Here is a 20,828-nt window from a genome sequence, read left to right as displayed (position 1 = left end):
CCTAGCTCTCTATAACCTGAGTATCCTAGCATTGTTCCCAGTATTATTACTACTAATACTATCCATAAAGGGTGTCTTTTTCCTTGATCTTTCCGAAAGTCCTTGACTTGTTTTAGTTTTTCTATTAAGCTCAACATATGTTTCAAAAGTTCGCGTTCACTTCTCATTTTACCTGACAGTGATCGCTTTTACTTTTGATATTCTCATGGGAGAATGAAACAGCCCTACCCACAGAAGCGGAATGGGAATATGCCTGTCGTGCGGGGACTACTACTCGCTTTTATTTCGGTGATGATGCTAATCAGTTAGAAGATTACGCTTGGTATGACGGAAATTCTGGGGGTAAAACTCATCCTGTGGGCCAGAAAAGGCCCAATGCTTGGGGACTGTATGATATGAGTGGCAATGTTTGGGAATGGTGCGAAGACAATTGGCACAATAACTATATCGGAGCGCCAAAGGATGGCAGTGCTTGGCTGACAAATGATAATGATTATCACATACTGCGGGGCGGTTCTTGGTACGACTTTCCAAATTACTGCCGTTCCGCTTACGACTTCACCTACTTCCGCCGCGACTACTACTACTACGTCGGTTTTCGGGTGGTGTGCGTCCCCCCCCTAATCAGTTAACAGTTAACAGTTATCAGTTTTCCCCACTGTTAACTGATAACTGATAACTGATAACTGAAACAAGGCGGGTCGATTTTTTTTTGAGATTTTCTAGGGTGCGTCCCAGGCAGCTTTTGCCTTTTTGAAAGCAGTTTAATCTAAATTGCGATGGGTGACGCTGTGCTAATGGGACTTAGGCATTTTCGGGCAGCAAAAAAGGCTCAAACCATTACGGGACAAAGGGTTAACCTCGATTTATGATTTTCCTTGATCTATCTGGGTTTCAGCGATTTTGGGCTTCTCGAAGTAAATCCCAAGCAGGGATTGGGGTTGAGGCTTTTCTCGATTTGTTTTTTGTCTAAGTCCCACTAATACTAAATCCGTTGAGTAACGCACAGAAAACGGGTTTCTCCGAGAAACCCGTTTTCTACTCATGCACTCATGCAAAAAGGGGAATAAATAATCAGTCTTTAATAACCAGATTTAGTATAAGACATTCTACATTCTACCAAATTTTTGACGGCGATCGCTAACTTAAACAGAGGGACGTACCACCCGAATCAACTTTCCCTGTAACGATTCCTCTCCCCTTACCGCCTCATCAACCTGTGCTGTAAACTGTTGCCAATTACGATTATTCGTACAAACCACAATCCCGAAATGCTGATCATCACGACGATGCAAACGGATAAAATCAATTCTATTGATCGTCAAAATGGCTCGCTCTTGACTTACAGCAAACGCCAACACCTGCTCGTCAGGTATCCGTTGATTAGCGTTTCCCGCTTCTTGCACCGTCAAAACATCATGCCCCAAATTTCTCAACAATTCCACAACCGGCAAAGGAAACTGCTCATCTGCATAAAAACGTGCCATCCCCTAAACTGCCTGATTCTGCTCAATGAGTAAATCAATCTCATCTTCATGAGCCGCCGCATATACCCAAGCATTGGCTAAATCCGTAGCTCTAATAGTTGGATAACTTGTTAATAAATCAGCATCACTATAACCAAGACGACGAGCTTCTACTAACACCCAAACTGGAATTCTTGTATTGGCAATGCAGGCTTGTCCGCCGCAAACTTTAGGGGTTTTCTCAATTCCCTGCCAATTACCACCAAGACTTTGAGCGAGTAACTGGATTACCTGCACTTTTTCGCTAGGTTTGAGGGCAAGAAGTTGCTCTTCTAACTCTTTGATGATCACAGGCTTAAATCCTCATACAGTTTTGACCAATTATCCCTAATCATTTTACCATAAAATTTGTGTTGAAAACCTCCCACTATTCAGTTAACAGTGAACAGTTAACAGTTAGATTGAAACAAGCGAAATCCAAAATCAAACTAGGTGTTTTTTTGATTTCAATAATATGTCCTTTAGATGCACGGCAGCTTATTAAGTTATGATACTACAATGGCACTCTCGAAAAAACAGCGAAAAATTCTCGACCAAATCTTCGAGCAGCCCGTCCGGTCAGATGTTGTCTGGACGGATATCGAATCGCTGCTGGAGGCACTGGGAGCAGAAATATCCGAAGGTAGGAGGTTGCGGGTGTGGGTAGCCCTTAAGGGAGTTAAAGCCGTCTTCCATCGCCCCCATCCTCGTCGGGAAACGGACAAGGGGGCTGTAGTATCAGTGAGGCGCTTTTTAAGCGAGGCAGGAGTGGAAAACGATGAAGTATAAAGGTTACGAAGCAGTAGTTTCTTTTGATGACGAGGCGGGTATCTTTTACGGTGAGGTGGCCAACGTCCGAGATGTTATCACTTTTCAGGGAGAGAGTGTAGCGGAATTGCAGCAAGCTTTTGCTGATTCAGTGGAAGATTACCTAGCTTTTTGTGCCGAGCGCGGGGAAAAGCCAGAAAAACCTTTTTCTGATAGTTTTCTGTCACAGCCACACCCGAAATTACACCAACAAATTTAGCAATAAGTAGGCTGGTTTGAGGAACGAAACCCAACCCAATTATTTAAAAGTGTTGGGTTTCACTATCGTTCAGCCCAACCTACGATCTACTAAGGGCGGGTCGATTTTTTTGAGAAAATTGAGGTAGTGTTAAATTTTGTTAAGGACAATGAAAATGAAACAGTTATCGGCTATCAAAAAGTATTATAATTGTCTTTTCTATCCTAAATCAACAGTTTCTGCTTATCAATAATTATGAATACCTATCAAACCTATTTAACTATTGAAATTCTCAAAAGATTATCCTCTCTAACTTACCCTTTGAAGCAGCAACAAAGTTAGCCATTAACATTCAAGTGGTTGAGGATGAAAGGACAGAAGCGGATTTTGAAACCTGATTAGATAAAACCAAGGGAATCTGGGCTAGTGGAATATAGCTAGGTAATAGGTGTAGGGATAATTCATGAATTATCCCTACTAGGTAATAGGTGTGGGGCCAATTCATGAATTAGCCCTACAATAGGTGTTGTTAAATTGAAAGATGCTGCGAATCAGCCCGGAACTGAAATTACTTTGACTTGCCCTGAGCCAACTTGCCCTGAGCCAAGTCGAAGGGGTCGAAGGGCTTGCCCTGAGCTACGTCGAAGGGTAGCAAGGATTGCATGGCATCTTTCCGATTCTGATCTGACAACGCCCTTTCCTAGCAAGGTTTTTGAGTATTTTCCCCAATCTTCATCAATAATGCTGGCTAAGTACATAAATTTTCACAACTCGATCGCCACAACCAACCGGCCAAGAACTACAATAACTCTAGCATCTGTGTCAAAAAAGGCCTATCTATGCAACTTTCGCCCCAAGAAAAAGATAAATTACTCATTTTCACGGCGGCACTGCTCGCCGAAAGACGCAAAAACCGCGGTATTAAGTTAAATTATCCCGAAGCGATCGCCTATATTAGTGCCGCCATCCTCGAAGGTGCTAGGGAAGGTCGTAGCGTCGCTGAATTGATGAGTTACGGCACGACTTTATTAACTCGCGAGGAGGTAATGGAAGGCATCCCGGAAATGATTACGGAAGTGCAGATCGAAGCGACTTTTCCCGATGGTACTAAATTAGTTACCGTTCACAATCCCATTCACTAACAGGAGATTTTTAACACTTATGATTCCGGGAGAAATTATCACACCATCCGGGGCGATCGAGATTAATGTCGGTCGCGACACCCTGCGTATTTCTGTGGCTAATACAGGCGATCGACCCATTCAAGTGGGTTCCCACTATCATTTTTATGAAGTTAATCAGGCCCTGGAGTTCCAGCGCGAATTAACCAAAGGAACCCATCTGAATATTCCCGCAGGTACATCAGTTCGATTTGAACCGGGAGACACGAAAGAGGTGGAATTAGTTGCCATCGCGGGAACTGAAGAAATTTATGGCTTTAATGGTTTAATTAATGGTTCTCTCAAGGGCAAGAAAAAGAAAAAGTAGGGCTTTGACGGAAAAATTATCACAGTTTGATCGCTCAATTGTGGTAACATCAAGGCAACGATAACTAATTCTTTCCAAGACTATGACGACGGTAAAAATTGGCATTATTGGCGGCAGTGGTTTGTATAAAATGGATGCCCTCAAGGATGTGCGGGAAGTATCCCTCGATACTCCTTTTGGTTCTCCTTCCGATGCTTTAATTCTCGGTACTTTAGAGGGAACAGAAGTGGCCTTTTTAGCGCGTCATGGCAGAAGTCACCATTTTTTACCGACCGAATTACCCTTTCGAGCTAATATTCATGCTCTCAAACAATTAGGGGTTGAATATATTATTTCCGCTTCGGCCGTTGGTTCCCTAAAAGCCGAAGTTAAACCCCTAGATTTAGTCATTCCCGATCAATTTATTGACAGAACTAAAGAGAGAATAGCGACTTTTTTTGGGGAAGGAATTGTTGCTCACGTTGCCTTTGGTGATCCCATTTGTCCCCAATTAGCCAACATTTTAGGGGATGCCGTCGCTAGTTTAAACCTACCGGAAGTTACCTTGCATCGGGGCGGTACATACATCTGTATGGAGGGGCCGGCTTTTTCTACTAAAGCGGAATCAAATCTCTATAGAAGTTGGGGCGCAACCGTGATCGGTATGACCAATTTAACCGAGGCTAAATTAGCCCGAGAAGCGGAAATTGCCTACGCTACCTTAGCTCTAGTTACCGATTACGATTGTTGGCATCCCGATCACGATCATGTCACGGTAGAAATGGTGATCGAAAATCTACACCATAACGCTATTAATGCCCAAAAAGTCATCCAAGAAACGGTGCGCCGTCTAGCAGCTAATCCTCCCGTTTCTGCCGCTCATTCTGCCCTTAAATACGCTATTCTTACCCGTCTAGATTCTGTTCCCGTCGCCACTAAAGAAAAATTAGCTCTCCTGTTGAAAAAATATCTTGAAGAAGTAGAGAAATAGCCGAGAAAAGTGGCCGATGAATCTAGAAGTGGGTCATTTTTCTCGCTGTGATCCAGACGATCAATTTGACCCAAATTCTAAGTTATCTCTGGCTTAACTAGCTAGATATTCTCTGATGTTGCCCTTGCGTTTTCTTAATTTAGCGATCGCTTCTCGTTCGATCTGACGGACGCGTTCACGACTGATATTGAGTCGAACTCCTATTTTCGCTAAGGTGAGGGGCTGCCCATTATCTAAACCAAAACGCAGAGAAATCACTTCTTTTTGTTGAGGGGTGAGGTCTGCCATCAGTTTTTCTAAGTCCACCTGGAGGGAAGAATAGGCAGTGTAATCTTCGGGGGAAAGTCCCTTATCTTCCAAGAGTTCCCCTAATTCCGTGTCTTGATTGTCCCCCACCTTTAAGTCAAGGGAAAGGGGTTGACGGGCCCTTTCCAAGTAGTCTCGCACCTGTTTGGGAGTTAGGTCTAATTCCTCGGCTAATTCGGCAATGGTGGCAGCGCGACCTTTATCTTGAGCTAGTTGACGCTGGGCTTTTTTGATTTTATTCAGTTTTTCGGTGATGTGGATAGGCAGACGGATGGTGCGACTTTTTTCTGCGATCGCCCGGGTGATGGCTTGGCGAATCCACCAATAGGCATAGGTGGAAAATCGATAGCCTTTGGTGGGATCGAATTTTTCCACACCTCTTTGCATCCCAATGGTTCCCTCTTGGATCAGGTCCAAGAGATCGAGATTGCGTTTTAGGTATTTTTTGGCGACGGAAACCACTAGACGCAGGTTCGCTTCTACCATCTTGCGTTTGGCGAAATCCCCCGCCCCTAATTCTCGACGTAGTTGTTCTTCACTAATTTCCGCCGCTTCTGACCACTGGCGATCGCTGGGTTCCCTGCCGAGTTTAGTGCTTAGGGATTCTTTGATTTTTTCCAGAAAAATTAATCTTTGTACCTGTTTCGCATAGAGAATTTCTTCTTCATGACTGAGAAGGGGAACTCGGCCAATTTCTCTGAGATAGGCGCGAACTGGATCGGTGGGGTTTTTCGAGGTTTTCATGAGTGCGCGTCGGTTGAGGGTTGATATTCAGGGATTGATGGCGTTTTTCAGATTGCTTCCCCAGAGGCAGTTAAGGAGATGCTATCAGGTTTTTTTTAGTTTTGTAAAGAGATAAGTAAGTGATTACTCAAGGATAGAGAGAAATCTAATTGAAGATTTAATTGCCTCTATAGTCCTTTTTTGGGCTATATATAGATTCTATGGGCATAAATGGCGAGTAGTGACAACCTTGTTTATTTAACTAATATTACAACAATTATTAAATATTGTAAAGTTTATGAGAAAAAAAATATCCCTCTCAGGAACGCACCGATGAAGGGTAGGTTTGAGTATCTCTACTCATAGATTACCCAGAGGTTTCCGCTCAGGCTGCAATCTAGATGACAAAATCAGCAATTTTCTCATCTAGCGATCGCTAGGCGAGCAGTGAGGGAAGTATTTTCAGTGAACAGTGAACAGTGAACAGTAAACAGTAATCAGTGAACTGAAAACTCACATCTGAAAACTGATAACTGATAACAAGGGCCGAATCTAAGACCTAATTGGTTAAGCCAAAAGCTTTGATGTGCTTAGTTTCTAACCTTCTTTTTAGGTAAGAGAATTGCCAGATTCTTTCTTTTGCCTTTTGCCTTTTGCCTTTTGCCTTCAGAAGCTGATAACTGTTGACTGATTCAAGGCTGCCTCCCGTCTATTGACCTTGCCTAGCGGTTCAGGGGGGATTGTGTAAAAATAAGAGAAGATCGGTTTTTTTTGACTAAACCTATGGCCACTTCTTCCATTGCCGTTAGAGAATTACCTCTCTTTCCCCTACCCGAAGTTGTTTTATTTCCGGGTCGTCCTCTGCCCCTGCACATCTTCGAGTTTCGCTATCGGATTATGATGAATACGATATTGGAAGAAGATCGTCGTTTTGGGGTCTTAATGGTAGATCCGGCCACGGGAGAAATCGCTAAAGTGGGCAGTTGTGCGGAAGTTGTCCGTTGTCAACGTCTTCCGGATGATCGGTTAAAAATTCTCACCATCGGTCAACAGCGCTTCCGTGTCCTAGAATACGTCCGGGAAAAACCCTATCGCGTCGGTTTAGTGGAGTGGATTGAAGATGTCCCCACCACCCAGGATCTGCGACCTCTGGCCAAAGAAGTGGATCGACTGCTGCGGGATGTGGTTCATCTATCAGCCAAATTAACCGCTCAAAAAATTGAACTCCCCGACGATTTGCCCAGTCTTCCCCTGGAATTATCCTACTGGGTGGCGGGTAATCTCTACGGTGTGGCCGGGGAACAACAAGCTTTATTAGAAATGCTCGATACAGTCAGTCGTCTGCAACGAGAATCGGAAATTCTCACCTCGACTCGCAATCATCTGGCCGCTCGCACGGCTCTTAAAGATGCTTTAAATCAATGATATTGAGGTTTTCAAGCTTGAGGAGATGGCAGTGGAGGTGTTATTTCAGTGAGCAGTAATCAGTAAACAGTGATCAGTCAACAGTGATCAGTAAACAGTAATCAGTAATCAGTAAACAGTGATCGGTAAACAGTGAAAAGATGGCAAGAAACTGCTATTTAATACTGCTCACTTATAGCGGTTTTCACAGAAGTGAGTCCCGATTGAAACGCTGAAACGCCTATCTATCAAGGGATTTACTATACCTTATTAGACTGAAAACCGCTATAACACATACTGCTAACTGAAAACTCCAATCTGCTAACTGAAAACTCACATCTGCTAACTGCTAACTGCTAACTGATAACTGCTAACTGCTAACTGCTAACTGATAACTGCTAACTGATAACTGATTATTGATAACTCTCAATTACTTGACGAAAATCGCTTTTTTGTTTGACTCCGCGCATTTCTTTTACTAATTCCCGCTCCTTAAAGAATTGTACCGTGGGGGTCCCAGTTACTTGACCCATTTTGGCAATTTCCGGGTCAGCTTCGATGTCAATTTCCACAAAATAAATTTTGCCATCGTACTCATCGACCACTTTATCTAAAATCGGTTTCAGGGTTTTACAGGGGCCACAGGTGGGAGAAACATATTTTACCATTAACAAGCGATCGCCATCATGGAATAATTTCCGCAAAGCATAACCCCCAACGTGACGGGTTTTGTCAATATCAAAAGTCTCCTCCGTATCGGCCGGGGTTTCGCTAACGGTTTTTGTCTCGTAATGTTCAGAAGTGGCTGATTGACGGTATTCTTGGATTAAATTATGCTCCGATAACCATCTTTCTGCCAATAACGCCGCCATACACCCCGTACCTGCGGCAGTGATGGCCTGACGGTATTCATGGTCCTGCACGTCTCCTGCGGCAAAAACTCCCTCGACGCTGGTAGCAACAGTCCCCGGTTTGACTTTTACATAACCCACCTCGTCTAATTCTAGTTGTCCTTGGAATAGGGAAGTATTGGGAGTGTGACCGACGGCATAAAATAACCCTCTAACGGCTAATTCCCTGATTTCTCCCGTTTGCGAGTTTTTAATGCGTAGTCCTGCCATTTTACTGCCTGTACCGAACACATCCACCGCCTGGGTGTGAAAATGAACGGTAACTTTCGGATTATTTAACACCCGGTCCTGCATTGCTTTCGAGGCACGCATCGCTTCCCCGCGTATCAATAAATGGACGTGAGAGCCGTATTTAGTTAAATATACGGCTTCTTCGGCTGCGGAGTCACCGCCACCAATGACAGCCAGGTTTTCCTCTCTAAATATCGGTGTAGCACCGTCACAGATAGCACAAGCGGAAATGCCGTTACTCCAGAATTGGGCCTCGCTGGGTAATCCTAAGCGTTTGGCAGTGGCTCCCGTGGCGATAATAATACTATTGGCCTTCACTTCCCGGTCCGTGGAACGAATGGTAAAAGGACGCTGACTTAAATCCACCGAGATAACATCTTCGGTATAGCATTGGGTCCCCCATCTTTCGGCCTGTTCCTTCATTCTTTCCATCAGCTTCGGACCGGTGATTCCTTCGGGAAAACCGGGGAAATTTTCTACTTCTGTGGTGGTCATCAATTGTCCCCCCGGAATGCCTCCCGCTTGGAAACCCTCAAACATCAAGGGTTTTAAGTTCGCACGCGCCGCATAAATCGCCGCCGTATATCCCGCCGGTCCCGAACCAATAATGACTAAATTCTCGACAGTCATAACCGTAAATGCAACTCATAACGACTACGCTTTTTATTATAACAGATAATGTCGGGTGGGTTAGACGACGATAAGTTAGATAGTTTACCTTAATATTCCCCATCACTGACTCTACCAGTGGGTAAAGTCTGCCGCAAATTGAGATAGGGATAAAAGCTTAATACGGGTATCTTGAGCAACTTTTTGGCGCATTTGAGCCGTATTATATCCCCAATCGGCTAAATATAAGCCCACATCGTTTAAATCTGCTTGTTGCTCCACTAATTCCAACGCATCGAGACGATCCTCGACAAACCACAAATTAGCGGGAGATTCGGGTAAATTAGCCAGTATTTGCTGAATAGTCAGGTATTTTGGCTGTTTGATTTCCTTGCCAATTAATCTCGCTTCTGGAAAATTAATTGCTACTTTTTGTAACAATTGCTTGACAAAACGACTTTCTTTTGTAGTTATAATATAAACCAAAAAATCCGAGTCTAAAAGAGAGGCGAGGCGATCGATCGCGGGTTGATAAAATTGATGTAAAGCTAACCAAGACTCTAGATCCGACTCAATCCATCGATCCCGAAGACCATCGAGAGCATTTGAGAGAACTTTTTTCGCTATTTTCTCCCTTTCTAGCAGATTTTGAGCAATTGACGGCCAATTATTTAAAGCTTCCTCGTCGGGAATACCGAGAACGAGCGATCGCAACAGTAAAGGCATTTCCCAACCGGTTTCGATAACGGGACGAAGTTGCGAAAACCTCGGGAAAAAATCCTCGGGAATTATTTCCGGCCAAAGGGTTTCATAGGTGCGTTTGCTAATCTGAAAATACTCGATCATGCCATCACAAAGAACACCATCAAAATCGAGTGCTAGAATACGGGGGGATTGACTCATATTTTTGCGTTTACATTCTTCTTCAATTAGTTTGATTAATTTATTGCCCTAACTAGCGTCTCTTGTTGCCACTCCATGAATAAAGTAAATAATCATAATAGATTTATCTCAATAAGCGGTAATCGGAATCTCTATTACTATACCCTTCTAGCTTCAGAAAAATATCAGGATGGAGCGAGATATAGTAATGCACAAGTTATCCTATTTGTCAAGAGATGGTGGAGTGGTTATTTAGGTTCTCTCTCGACTGACCAATCCTCTGAGGATAATCCCATAGTTTCTACTACTTTTACACAAAAATAGTAGATATCTTTGGCGGAAAAATTAGTTTCTACTATAAAAACATTATTTTCAAGTTTTTGAGGTCGGCGAAATTTTGTGTCATCTTTCGATAAAAAGCGAGGAAACTCTAGCACAATCTCTTGAAACTTTTCAGGGTCTAGATCATAGAGAGTATTCAGGGTACAAATTAGTACATCTTTCCAAGTTTTTACTGTTTGTTGTTTACCACGAATAATTAGTTTTTTGGGTTTTGTATCCTTGACAGATGCAGTTTCATTGACTGGCAGCGAATCATCGCCAAAATAACTCCAAATTTTTATAACACGCTCGGCTAAATATTCGGCACGTTGTTCGATATCTTCTTTTTGCCATGAGTTAATACTATCAAAGTATTTATTGATTTCGAGATGGCTTTTATGGAGTTCTTCTTTCTTGTGAGAAAAATCTTTATCCGCCAGTTCTCCATTATAAGCCGTCAGGGTTAAATTACCTAAAGTATGCACAAGAAGTTGATGGGTAATATCTGCATCTGTTCCTAAATAATCCCTCCACTTATCATTTAATTTTTGCGGCATAATATGTTCAATAGTCAGGCGAGAATCACTTAAATCTACAGTTTCTCGATGACCAAAAGATTCTTCGATCGCACCGAGAATAATTTTCGCTTTTTCGCTGCGATTTCCTCCGTATAGTTTGATGGTGATTAACTTTTCTTTAAAATCATTATCTTTTGAGTAGTCTTTCTTTTGAAGAGAGATTTTTAATCTTTTAATAAAAGGTTCAGAGTTTAAAGCAGCATCTTTCTGAACTTGGGAATATAGTAAAGCAAAAGTTTTATTAAGTCCGCGAGTCTGGATACCACAAACAAAACGACGGACAAGAAAGTTTTCAAGGGTTTTTAAAACCTCTATAAAGTCCTTTTCAGATAATTTGCTATTTCCCCAGTCATCATAACAATTTAAAAGAAATGGATAGATAGTAGAGACCTCTAGACGCTGAAAAGAATCAAGATATTTACGAATACTAGAATTAGTTTCAAGGGTGGGAGTGATTAGTTTGGCATAATACATAGAAAATGTATATAAGTCCTCTATATAGAGAGCAGGATTATTATCAGCTAGTTTATTTTTAAAGGCAGAATAAATTTCGTTATTTCTAATTTCTGCCCCACTTTTTGATAAATAGTGACGGATAAATTCTGTTAAATTATCTCCTAATTTTTCCTGCATCGGCAGCCAGTATCTGTCATATAGTGTCTGTTGCTCCTCTTGACGAACGTTCATAAATAAATGATTACGAATTAAATCGGCCTCAGTTAAAGGCTGCCCCGTGGCATTCAAACTTTCAAATACTAGGTAAGGATCGTCGTCATTACCAAGAGTTATATTGACCAAAGATAAGTGATTACAGATAACTTCTGTTAGTTTAGCTAACGAAGATGATTGTTCATTAATCTTTCTTTTAAAAAAGAAATAACACTGGGATATGGTATTTTCTTTGTCGATGATTTTGCCACGGATCACAGACTGAAAATATTCTAGGTCTAACTGAGTAGGTTGAATTTTAAAGTAATCAGAACCTTTTTTAAAGGGATTAACAAGAAATGTTTTGTCAATTTCTGCGCTTAAATCCTGTTCTTGTTGGTCTTTCGCTACATCTCGCAAAGCAGCAAAGAGCAGAAAAATAGTCGTTAAACGTTGCTGTCCATCAATTAGCAGATATTTATTGACCACGCCGGAGTTAGGCGAAACTTGAGTTTTAACTATCGAACCCATAAAATGGGGACGAGGGTTTTCTTGACCGTATAAATAGCTTATGTCATCCCATAAATCTTCCCAATCTTTCTTTTTCCAACTATAAGTGCGCTGAAATAGTGGAATTATATATTGTGTGTTGCCTTGAATAATTTCTTGAAGAGTAACTACCGATGCTTGCATAGGGGCTAGTATAGGAAGATTTACCGATTATTCCTAGTATTTATTACTCTAACACAGCAATTTGGCACTGTCTAGGATCCTGGCGGTGGGTTACGCATTGCTAACCCAGCCGACGAATTGCTATATAATACAAATGCCCGCTATTATAGAATTATATTTTTCACTTTTAACTTAGTCTTATGGTTTCACAACTAGATAAAACTAACGTCACTGAAATTATCTACCCCGATAGCGATAGTCAACCCATGGCCGATAATACCCTACAATTTCGTTGGATCACAACAATTAAAACTAATTTAGACTGGCTATTTCGCCAGCAGTCTGATGTCTTTGTTGCGGGGGATTTACTTTGGTATCCCGTGGAAAATGATAATAAACTGCGTCAAGCGCCAGATATCATGGTGGTTTTTGGGAGACCAAAAGGGGAAAGAGGTTCCTATCGACAATGGCTAGAAAATAACATTAGTCCCCAGGTGGTTTTTGAAATCCTCTCTCCGGGTAACACCCTCACGGAAATGGCCAAAAAACAGCTATTTTATGACCGTTATGGGGTCGAGGAGTATTATCTTTATGATCCCCATAAAAATGATGCTAGTGGTGGGATAAGAGGCGAAAATCAGCTAGAAATTCTGGAAACTCTCGATAATTGGGTTAGTCCCCGTTTAGGAATACGTTTTCAGTTGGGGGAACCAGAAATGTTGCTTTTTTATCCCGATGGACAAGCTTTCACCAGCTATAACGAGGAAAAACAACGAGCGGAAAGATTAGCCAATAAACTGCGGGAATTGGGCATTAATCCTGACCAAATCTGAGAGGATGTTTCTTGGCTACTATTAAAAACGGATTTGCTCTGAGAGTGCCTATTGACTAGAGGCAATACCGCGCTGACGTAATTGGTCGATAAAAAATTCTTCTAGGGAAGCACGAGCTAAATTAAGACTGATCAAGCGAGCATCTATACTAGACAGGGCAGCCAGAAAAGCATCGGGTTCTCCCTGTAATTGTCCGTGCCAACAATTATCGCGCCAATGCAAACCGAGGAGCCATTGCTGTAGTTGCTCCTCCCTACCACCTTGAACAATCACCTGATAGACATCAGCACGACCGAGAATTTGGTCGAGGGAACCGACACAAAGTAATTCTCCCCGAGCTAACAGGGCAATGCGATCGCAAATTTGTTCCACATCGGAGAGAATATGAGAGTTAAAAAAGATGGTTTTCCCCCTTTGTTTGAGGGATTGAATAATTTCTCGCACCTGATAGCGACCGATAGGGTCCAGTCCCGACATCGGTTCATCGAAAAAGACTAATTCGGGATCATTGATTAATGCTTGAGCTATACCAATCCGTTGCATCATTCCCTTAGAATACTGACGCAATTGCTTTTTCTGGGCAGTTTTGCGGTCTAATCCCACTAAATCCAATAATTCAGGAATGCGTTTTTTCTGCAGAAAAGAGGGGATCTTAAAAATGCCGCCGATTAATTGTAGGAATTCCCAGCCGGTAAGATAGTCGTAGTAGTAGGCATTTTCGGGAAGATAGCCGATGCGTTGTCTGACCGAGCGATCGCCAATTGGTTGACCGAGAATCAAGGCCCGTCCGGAAGTGGGTCGGACAATCCCCAAAAGGGTTTTTAAGAGCGTGGTTTTGCCGGCCCCGTTCGGACCTAATAATCCAAAGGTTTCGCCCTCATGGACAATTAAAGTACAGTTTTTCAAGGATTCGATTTTTTTATTTAACCAGAATCCCGTCCGATAAGTTTTTTGTAAGTTTAACGTCTCTAGCACAGTTTCACAGCTGGTATTCGTCATTGTTTTGGAGTCATCTGAGACAGAATACATGGGTCTGATATCCCTCTTCCTACACTTTGCTTTTATTATCCCCAAATTGTCACCAGCAATGTCAACGGTATCAAAATAGCCCGGTTTTGGAACCCAGAAAAATTCCAACTGGTCTTGAGAAGGGGTATCAGTGCAGTTCCGGGCTATTGCCAGCTTTCTTCTCTGGCATTGCCGAAAATTAGCCGCTAAAATCTGTTAGACAGGTAACTTTGACACTTGAGCAGCAACTGGTACAATAGTGCGAACGCTTAAGGAAACCAGACTCTTAGACAAACACAGCATGAAACAAATCCTCAATAGCCTCAATTCGCTGACAGTGGCCAGTGTAGCCACTATCGCCTTGGCTTACCCTAGCATCGCTCAAGTTAATCTGTCTGTTTATCCCGCTCCTTCCTCGTCGAACGAATCCATAGAATTATACGTTCCCCCGCCAGAAAACAATAACACCAATAATAATACCTGTACTCAATTGATTGGGGCAAATATCGATAAAATTATCGGTCAAGCTCCCAATCAGTGGGGTATATTAATCGAATCTATCGATCGCCAAACGGTTATTTATAGTCATAACGCCGATCGCTATTTTATCCCTGCTTCTAATACAAAGTTATTTACCACGGCTGCCGCTTTACAGGTGATGAACCCGGAAACGACAATTCAGAAGAAATCCCTGCGCGATTGGGTGAATATCACTAATCAGAGAAGTAATAATTTCTACGCTGAAACTCTTTTTCGCTTTATCGGCGGTTCTAAAAGTGTTACTGCCATCTTGGCACAATTGGGCATCAATCCCAGTGGTTTTCGTTTAGCCGATGGTTCAGGATTATCCCGCCGTAATAATGCTACTCCCCGCTCGATCGTGGAAATTTTGCGGGTGATGTATTATTCTCCTAATCGCGACACTTTCTATGCTTCCTTACCAGTAGCGGGAATTAGTGGCACCCTGAGAAACCGAATGCGTCAGACGGCCGCTACTGGCACAGTTTACGCTAAAACCGGCACTCTTACCGGTGTGCGGGCTTTATCGGGTTATCTAGAAAACCCCCACCAAGAACCGATGTTATTTAGCATTATCGTTAATAATCAACGGGTTTCTGGACAGTCCCTAGTGAAAGCGATCGATACTATTGTCCTACAGATGACCCAATCTCGTTCCTGTCAAGCTCAGTAAATCTCTCGTAAAAATCCCCAACTGTCCTGATCAGCTGTCCGCGCATTTAAGTTGCTTGTGGAGATGAGGCAAGACTAAAGGTTAATAATAGCCATAATCTGCTTCAGTTTGGGTTTGGGTTTGGGGTGAGAGATATTCAAAATTAGAAGGATCCCGCAGAAAGCGAAATATTTCTTCTTCGAGACGATGAATCAGATAGGGTTCTATGGAACTAGAATCGCGTAAACAGGCTAAATAGCCTTCAACGTATAGCCGGATCTCATCAAAACGCGAGCCACGGTGCCAAAGATCCACCATGTCATCGGTTAGTCTTTGATAGTAACGAATGGATTGGGTATCTTGGAGCATGGGCAGTAGAACAAAAAAGAGAGAGTGGGGGTAAGTGTGTATAGATAATCCTAGGGAGAATTGCTATTCTCGGTCTCCCCTATCTCTATTGTACCCACCAAATCGGCAAAACACAGACGAGCGCATTTTCAGTGATCAGTAAAGGGTGTGGGGTGTGGGGTGTGGGGTGTGACCCCCCCAACCCCCCCCGACATCGTAGCAGGGGGGGGGTGTGGGGTGTGGGGAGAAGGGAGAATAAATAAAGGCAATCTCCTGAATCCTGTCTCCTGAATCCTGTCTCCTGCCTCCTGCCCTCTGCCTTCTGCCTTCTGCCTTCGTATAGATTATTCATGGTTTCTTTGTCTTTTTGCCCGTTCAATTTCTGCCTGTAGTTCTGCTATTTGTCGCTGCAATCTTTCGCTTTCGCTATCATGAGCATCAACATTAATTGAGCTTTTTACCCCTGTTTTGGCATAATTTCCCTGGCGAATTTGACGATAGGATTCCGAGTTAAACCATTGCTGTAGATACTGGACTCTTTCTACGGAAAAAGGATGGGTTAAAAAGGAACCATTACCGCCATTATAAATGAGAAATTTATAGATCTGGTTTAAGTTATCTTGGTCTAATTGTCGGTAGGCTTCCCCTTGACGAATAAATTCTTCTAAGTTGCATTCATGCAGATATTTTTGGCTTCCTCCTGCACATTTCATTAAAGTTCTCAGGACTAAATTTAAATCATCGGTAACTAATAAAGCCGCTCTGTCTGCTGATAATTCGGCTTTTCTGCGCCATTCATAAAAGGCATAAACTAGACCGGTAGTAATGGCTTTTCCTAGTCCTAAGGTGATGTCCCCAAGGAAATTAGCCGCCCCCATCACCCAAAAAGACATTTGAATTAAAATACTATGATCGCATTTTAAATGACCTAATTCGTGGGCAAGAATTACTCGAATTTCTTCTTCATCTAAGAGATCTAAAAGGGCAGTATTAAAGACGATGTAGGGATGTTCCGAACCCAAAGAATAGGCATTAGCTAAAGGATTTTGACTGACATAAAGATTCGGTTCTGGGGACATATCTAAATCCCGCAGACATTGGCGATAGATACCGTATAAAGTGGCGTATTGACGCGGACCGACTTTTAGATCATTGCCCATTAATAAAATTTGTTGGGGACGTTCATAGAGATATTCGGAAAAACTTTTCGCTAATAAGTCAAACCCTGGAACCGATCTTAAGGCCTGTTCAGCCTGCTGATCTAGGGGATGTTTAAAAGCTTGACTGGAGATATCAGGATAAGTTGGCATATTAATAAAACCTCTTGTAAAAATCAAAAATTGTTGTTAGGGTTAGGAGTCAGTAGCCGGTCGTCAGGAGAATTAAGAATGAATAATAAGCAATTAAATGCTCTATTTACAGATTTTAGGTCATTTAATCCTTATTTTTGCCGTTTTTGAAACCTCAAAAATTAATTATGCAAGAGGTTTATAGAATAAAAAAGTCAAAATTTGTCCTAAATTGATCCTATACAAATGCTTGATACAGCGGTTATCTTAAAGATGAAGTATGACCTAATTTAGTATCGATGACTGACTCCCCAAAACAAAAACTTTGTACTTCACCATTAAGATAACTGCTACGGATAAACCAGCGGATCTAAAAATTGAAAATTTTAGCCCTAGTTGCTCAATTTATCAAGTTTATACTGTCCCGTTAATCAGTATAATAAAAGTTAAAATCTTTTAATGCTAATATTCTCTGCTTATTTAAGCGATAATGATAGGCCACACGAAACTTTAACTTTTCCCATGCGCTTTTTTGAATTCTGTTTTTACCAGAGGAAAACTTAAGATGTTCGACAAATTCATGCTCGATTATGTAAGACCATTCGCTAGAATAAGTAGGTAAACCTGCTTTGGCCGCAGCTAACCCCATTACTGGACCATCTGCACCATGAATGCGGTGTATTTCTAAATATTTGGCAATTATTCCCCAATAATGAATGAATTCTTGTTCTTTTTTCTGATTTTTTCCGACAGCAAAGATAAATTCCCCAACATAGGGAGCGTTTTCAAAATCTATATCCAACTTCTGCGCCACTTTCTCATAATAAGGAATATTTTCGGGTTGATAACGAGTTAGATGAGCTTTTAGATTCTTGATTGTGCCGAAAACTCCGTCAAGATTATTAAATTGTTCAGGAAACACTAGGGGTTTTATTAATCGAATATCCGTATCAATTTGAATAGTCATGTCGTAGCGTTCTAAGGCTTTCTCAATAGCAAAACGCCTGTCATTATAGGGAAACATGATACTATCCTGAATATGTTTAATGGCAATTACGTTACTTAAATCTTGAAAATCCCTTGGCTCGTCAGTCAATATCAGATATTGAATACCAGGATGGTATTTTTCCAGATCCCGCGCTACGTTGACTGCACAGGAACGATACTTTTTGCCGAGAGCTAAACCGCAAAAACAATAACTATTCATTAATCACTGTCTGAATTTTTGTCTGGGTTCAGTCTAGCTTATCTTAGAAAATTCGTCAATCAGTCGATAAAATTGCGTTGAAAAAATCCCTAGTTTTTAGTTGGCAGCAAAACTACAAGGTACTACTTCGGACAAATAAGGAGGGCATCGTAGTTTTCGGAGTTAATTTCGTCAAAAGTGGCGTTAATGGCGCAATTATGACCGATTTTTTCGCTATAGGTTTGATATACTTCAAAATCGTGGACGGCAGTACGCACCGATGACCAACCATTTGTAAAGCTTGAAAGGGAACCATTACTTCGTAATCTTCGACGAAATCGCCCACCAGCATGAGGATTTTTTACCTGATTACTATAGTTTTTGCGTAGCATATAAGGTACAAAAGTGAGCAAGATTTTAACTTTTCTTTGCAATTTTTTCGAGGCAAACGAGCGCATTATAGTCAGGAACTCCTCCTAGAGAAGGTTGGCGTTTATCAAATCAGCAACGCCGACTTTCCCAATAGGTTTTTAATTCTGCAAAATTGCTGATTCTAGAGTTTATTTCGGTGACATAGAATAGACCTGTGGGAGAAATGAGCTTTATTATTGTTAACTATCTTTAGCAATAATTCCTAGATTCGATAACAAAGCTTGCAGGTTAGTTTGCACGGTAGCGGGTTGGTATCTCTTAATAGTTTCTAGGGAATTATCAGCGAGTTTTTGCCACAATTCCCTATTATCATAGAGTTCGATTACCGCTTGGGCAAATTCCTCGGCAGTATCGGCAATTAAAACATCTTGGTGGTCAATTAATCCCATACCTTCGGCACCAATTTTTGTGGTAATAGTCGGTAATCCTAGGGAAAGACTTTGACCTATTTTACCCTTCATTCCCGCACCAAATCGCAGGGGTGCGACAAAAATCCGACTCTTTTGGAAATAGGGTTCCACTTCGGGAACATAACCGGTAACAATCACTTGATCATTGGCTAATTCCTTCACTTCATCCTTGAGGTTACTTCCCAATAAATTAACGGTAATATCGGGACGGGATGCCCAAACTAAGGGCATAATTTCTAAACATAACCACTTAACTGCATCAATATTAGGAGGGTGATTGTAGCTACCAATAAATACTAAACCCGATCGCTGGTCAAAGGCAACTTTTTCTGACAGGGAAATTTCTTCATGGATATTGGGGATTACCCAAACATTTTTCACTCCTAAAGAGGATAATACCTGCTTTTCGTCTTCGGTTACTACTACGGTTGCTTCCGCTTGATTAGCATAGTTTAACTCTAATTTCTGATAGGTTTGCCAACTCCAGCTAGTATTTTGGTAACTGGGATCGAGATAGTCTTTTTGCCGTTTTAAACGTAGAAAATGCAGGTCAATTGTATCATAAATAATTGGTGCTTTTGTTTTTAAGCGAATTAAATCCATATACTTATCACACAATTCGGGACGACACAACCAAACTCCATCGATCAGGGGTAAATATTTGATTAATTTTTCTTCTAGATTATATCTTTGCGCTGTGCCATAAATAACTTCAATTCCCAGCTGTTGCAGGACGGAAGTATAGGGTTGTTCAGGATAGCCATTATCGGGAAAGAAAATCACTGAATAGCCTAAATTGAGCAGTAGCTTAAGAATATTTAATAAACGCACACAGCCAGACTCTCGATCGTATAGTGGAACGTAGGAATCAATGACTAAAATTGTCGGTTTTCCTTGTAAACGTCGGGCAGCTTTGGGTACATTATTAGCATCGTTATCTAGGTGTTTAGTTAATACCTTTGACCATTTTTCTCGAAACTTAGTTTGATTAATAACTTGATATTGTTTAATCCCACTGGAAAGGTCTGTTCCCGAGGTGATTCCTTCGTAGTGAATAACGTTAGATTGGGGTTGATAGAGAACTTGATACCCTAATTCTCGGATGGCAAAACATAAGTCTGTATCTTCGTAATACGCGGGGATAAAGTCTTGACAAAAACCACCTAATTGCTTAAATAAGTCCGTAGGAACTAATAAACTTGCTCCCGAACAATAGTCCACGGGACGCACATAATTATATTCCGGTTCATCGGGACTGTCTAAGCGTCCATAATTCCAACCATCGGCAGAATTCCAGATAATTCCCCCCGCTTCTTGTTGTTTACCATTAGCATAAATTAACTTGGAACCCACCGCACCAACTTGGGAATTATTGATAATTAATTTCACTAAACTTTCTAGACAATTTTCCAGAATTCTAGTGTCGTTATTGAGAAAATATAGGTATTGACCTTTTGCTTGACTAGCTCCATAATTACAGGAACGAATAAAACCAGAGTTCTCTGCATTAGTTAATACTTTAATTCCTTTAACTAAAGTAGATAATTGTTCTAAGGTGTCATCATTGGAAGCATCATTAACAATGATTATTTCATAGGCTAAATCGGAACTTAGGTTAACACTCAGGGATTCCAAGCAGTTAAAGGTGTAGGCAAATTGGTTATAAGCAGGAATAATAATCGAGACTAAAGGATCATCACTACTGGCAATTTCTAGGGGTCGCGGTTCAGCTAGTTTAGCACTTTCGATCACCTGTTCTTCAAATTCAGAGGAACTCTTTCCTGTGAGAATTTTGATAATTTTCCGTTTCGTCTTTTTGAGTGCTGGTTTCCATCCTTCCTCTTGGAGACTAAAGACAAATTTTTTGAGCAGTTTTTTAACTTTGAAAATAATCATT

Annotated in this window: 21 protein-coding genes and 1 pseudogene; 9 read left to right on the top strand and 13 right to left on the bottom strand. The window is 41.5% G+C overall.

Annotated features, from left to right (window positions below; translation table 11 throughout):
- On the bottom strand, nucleotides 1-137 hold a 137-nt coding region (locus tag H6F92_RS15885), incomplete at its 3' end, for a transposase family protein (RefSeq protein ID WP_190357953.1).
- A gap of 87 nt (nucleotides 138-224) precedes the next feature.
- Between H6F92_RS15885 and H6F92_RS15880 the strand changes: the two are divergent.
- A pseudogene (locus H6F92_RS15880) lies at nucleotides 225-632 on the top strand (formylglycine-generating enzyme family protein); the annotation flags it as partial.
- A gap of 513 nt (nucleotides 633-1,145) precedes the next feature.
- On the opposite strand, the gene H6F92_RS15875 reads toward H6F92_RS15880, so the two are convergent.
- Nucleotides 1,146-1,487 (bottom strand): DUF5615 family PIN-like protein, encoded by a 342-nt coding sequence (locus H6F92_RS15875; RefSeq protein ID WP_002757208.1) that lies wholly within the window; start codon nucleotides 1,485-1,487, stop codon nucleotides 1,146-1,148.
- 3 nt (nucleotides 1,488-1,490) lie between these two features.
- On the bottom strand, nucleotides 1,491-1,817 hold the full coding sequence (locus H6F92_RS15870; protein WP_190358663.1) for a DUF433 domain-containing protein: 327 nt from the start codon (nucleotides 1,815-1,817) through the stop codon (nucleotides 1,491-1,493).
- Nucleotides 1,818-2,024: 207 nt separating this feature from the next.
- On the opposite strand from H6F92_RS15870, the gene H6F92_RS15865 reads away from it, so the two are divergent.
- From H6F92_RS15865 to H6F92_RS15845, 5 genes are all read left to right on the top strand, one after another.
- Nucleotides 2,025-2,294 (top strand): type II toxin-antitoxin system HicA family toxin, encoded by a 270-nt coding sequence (locus tag H6F92_RS15865; protein WP_043997958.1) that lies wholly within the window; start codon nucleotides 2,025-2,027, stop codon nucleotides 2,292-2,294.
- Nucleotides 2,284-2,532: a type II toxin-antitoxin system HicB family antitoxin gene (locus H6F92_RS15860; protein ID WP_190358662.1), complete on the top strand. Its 249-nt coding sequence runs from the start codon at nucleotides 2,284-2,286 to the stop codon at nucleotides 2,530-2,532. The genes H6F92_RS15865 and H6F92_RS15860 overlap by 11 nt, the downstream gene beginning before the upstream one ends.
- A gap of 818 nt (nucleotides 2,533-3,350) precedes the next feature.
- Nucleotides 3,351-3,653, top strand: coding sequence for an urease subunit gamma (ureA, locus tag H6F92_RS15855; protein ID WP_002738360.1), 303 nt, complete (start codon nucleotides 3,351-3,353; stop codon nucleotides 3,651-3,653).
- Nucleotides 3,654-3,672: 19 nt separating this feature from the next.
- Nucleotides 3,673-3,999 carry an urease subunit beta gene (gene ureB, locus H6F92_RS15850; RefSeq protein ID WP_002748322.1) on the top strand — a complete coding sequence of 109 codons (327 nt, stop codon included), beginning with the start codon at nucleotides 3,673-3,675 and terminating at the stop codon, nucleotides 3,997-3,999.
- A gap of 82 nt (nucleotides 4,000-4,081) precedes the next feature.
- On the top strand, nucleotides 4,082-4,969 hold the full coding sequence (locus H6F92_RS15845) for an S-methyl-5'-thioadenosine phosphorylase (protein ID WP_190358661.1): 888 nt from the start codon (nucleotides 4,082-4,084) through the stop codon (nucleotides 4,967-4,969).
- A 93-nt stretch (nucleotides 4,970-5,062) separates the two neighbouring features.
- Here the strand turns inward: H6F92_RS15845 and H6F92_RS15840 are convergent, their stop codons facing one another.
- Nucleotides 5,063-6,019 (bottom strand): RNA polymerase sigma factor, RpoD/SigA family, encoded by a 957-nt coding sequence (locus tag H6F92_RS15840; protein ID WP_190358660.1) that lies wholly within the window; start codon nucleotides 6,017-6,019, stop codon nucleotides 5,063-5,065.
- A gap of 762 nt (nucleotides 6,020-6,781) precedes the next feature.
- Between H6F92_RS15840 and H6F92_RS15835 the strand changes: the two genes are divergently transcribed.
- Nucleotides 6,782-7,423 (top strand): LON peptidase substrate-binding domain-containing protein, encoded by a 642-nt coding sequence (locus tag H6F92_RS15835; protein WP_151696328.1) that lies wholly within the window; start codon nucleotides 6,782-6,784, stop codon nucleotides 7,421-7,423.
- Between the two features lie 392 nt (nucleotides 7,424-7,815).
- On the opposite strand, the gene trxB is transcribed toward H6F92_RS15835, so the two are convergent.
- From trxB to H6F92_RS15820, 3 genes are all read right to left on the bottom strand, one after another.
- Nucleotides 7,816-9,174 (bottom strand): thioredoxin-disulfide reductase, encoded by a 1,359-nt coding sequence (gene trxB, locus H6F92_RS15830; protein ID WP_190358659.1) that lies wholly within the window; start codon nucleotides 9,172-9,174, stop codon nucleotides 7,816-7,818.
- 111 nt (nucleotides 9,175-9,285) lie between these two features.
- Nucleotides 9,286-10,056, bottom strand: a complete 771-nt coding sequence (locus tag H6F92_RS15825) for an HAD family hydrolase (RefSeq protein WP_190358658.1) — start codon at nucleotides 10,054-10,056, stop codon at nucleotides 9,286-9,288.
- Between the two features lie 227 nt (nucleotides 10,057-10,283).
- On the bottom strand, nucleotides 10,284-12,275 hold the full coding sequence (locus H6F92_RS15820) for a DUF262 domain-containing protein (RefSeq protein WP_190358657.1): 1,992 nt from the start codon (nucleotides 12,273-12,275) through the stop codon (nucleotides 10,284-10,286).
- A 179-nt stretch (nucleotides 12,276-12,454) separates the two neighbouring features.
- Here H6F92_RS15820 and H6F92_RS15815 point away from each other — a divergent pair, with 179 nt between their 5' ends.
- A complete protein-coding gene (locus H6F92_RS15815; protein ID WP_190358656.1) occupies nucleotides 12,455-13,087 on the top strand; it encodes a Uma2 family endonuclease in 633 nt (210 codons plus the stop codon).
- Between the two features lie 48 nt (nucleotides 13,088-13,135).
- On the opposite strand, the gene H6F92_RS15810 is transcribed toward H6F92_RS15815, so the two are convergent.
- On the bottom strand, nucleotides 13,136-14,116 hold the full coding sequence (locus H6F92_RS15810) for an ABC transporter ATP-binding protein (RefSeq protein WP_190358655.1): 981 nt from the start codon (nucleotides 14,114-14,116) through the stop codon (nucleotides 13,136-13,138).
- A gap of 280 nt (nucleotides 14,117-14,396) precedes the next feature.
- Between H6F92_RS15810 and dacB the strand changes: the two genes are divergently transcribed.
- Nucleotides 14,397-15,287: a D-alanyl-D-alanine carboxypeptidase/D-alanyl-D-alanine endopeptidase gene (gene dacB / locus H6F92_RS15805; protein WP_190358654.1), complete on the top strand. Its 891-nt coding sequence runs from the start codon at nucleotides 14,397-14,399 to the stop codon at nucleotides 15,285-15,287.
- 81 nt (nucleotides 15,288-15,368) lie between these two features.
- Here dacB and H6F92_RS15800 read toward each other — a convergent pair whose 3' ends face one another.
- The 5 genes from H6F92_RS15800 to H6F92_RS15780 form a co-directional block, all read right to left on the bottom strand.
- A complete protein-coding gene (locus H6F92_RS15800; RefSeq protein WP_002739044.1) occupies nucleotides 15,369-15,635 on the bottom strand; it encodes a DUF6761 family protein in 267 nt (88 codons plus the stop codon).
- Nucleotides 15,636-15,958: 323 nt separating this feature from the next.
- The gene (locus tag H6F92_RS15795; RefSeq protein WP_190358653.1) at nucleotides 15,959-16,924 is read right to left on the bottom strand and encodes a M48 family metalloprotease; all 966 of its coding nucleotides are present in this window, start codon (nucleotides 16,922-16,924) and stop codon (nucleotides 15,959-15,961) included.
- Between the two features lie 406 nt (nucleotides 16,925-17,330).
- Nucleotides 17,331-18,110 carry a hypothetical protein gene (locus H6F92_RS15790; protein WP_190358652.1) on the bottom strand — a complete coding sequence of 260 codons (780 nt, stop codon included), beginning with the start codon at nucleotides 18,108-18,110 and terminating at the stop codon, nucleotides 17,331-17,333.
- A 122-nt stretch (nucleotides 18,111-18,232) separates the two neighbouring features.
- Nucleotides 18,233-18,502, bottom strand: a complete 270-nt coding sequence (locus H6F92_RS26575) for a type 1 glutamine amidotransferase family protein (RefSeq protein ID WP_277882321.1) — start codon at nucleotides 18,500-18,502, stop codon at nucleotides 18,233-18,235.
- Between the two features lie 198 nt (nucleotides 18,503-18,700).
- Nucleotides 18,701-20,827, bottom strand: a complete 2,127-nt coding sequence (locus tag H6F92_RS15780; RefSeq protein ID WP_190358651.1) for a glycosyltransferase — start codon at nucleotides 20,825-20,827, stop codon at nucleotides 18,701-18,703.
- Nucleotide 20,828: the final 1 nt, after the last annotated feature.

It is taken from the genome of Microcystis wesenbergii FACHB-1317, from assembly GCF_014696875.1.
In the GTDB taxonomy this organism is placed as follows: domain Bacteria; phylum Cyanobacteriota; class Cyanobacteriia; order Cyanobacteriales; family Microcystaceae; genus Microcystis; species Microcystis wesenbergii_A.
Note: the sequence above shows the minus strand (reverse complement) of the source record. Positions and strands in the feature narration are given on the sequence as shown.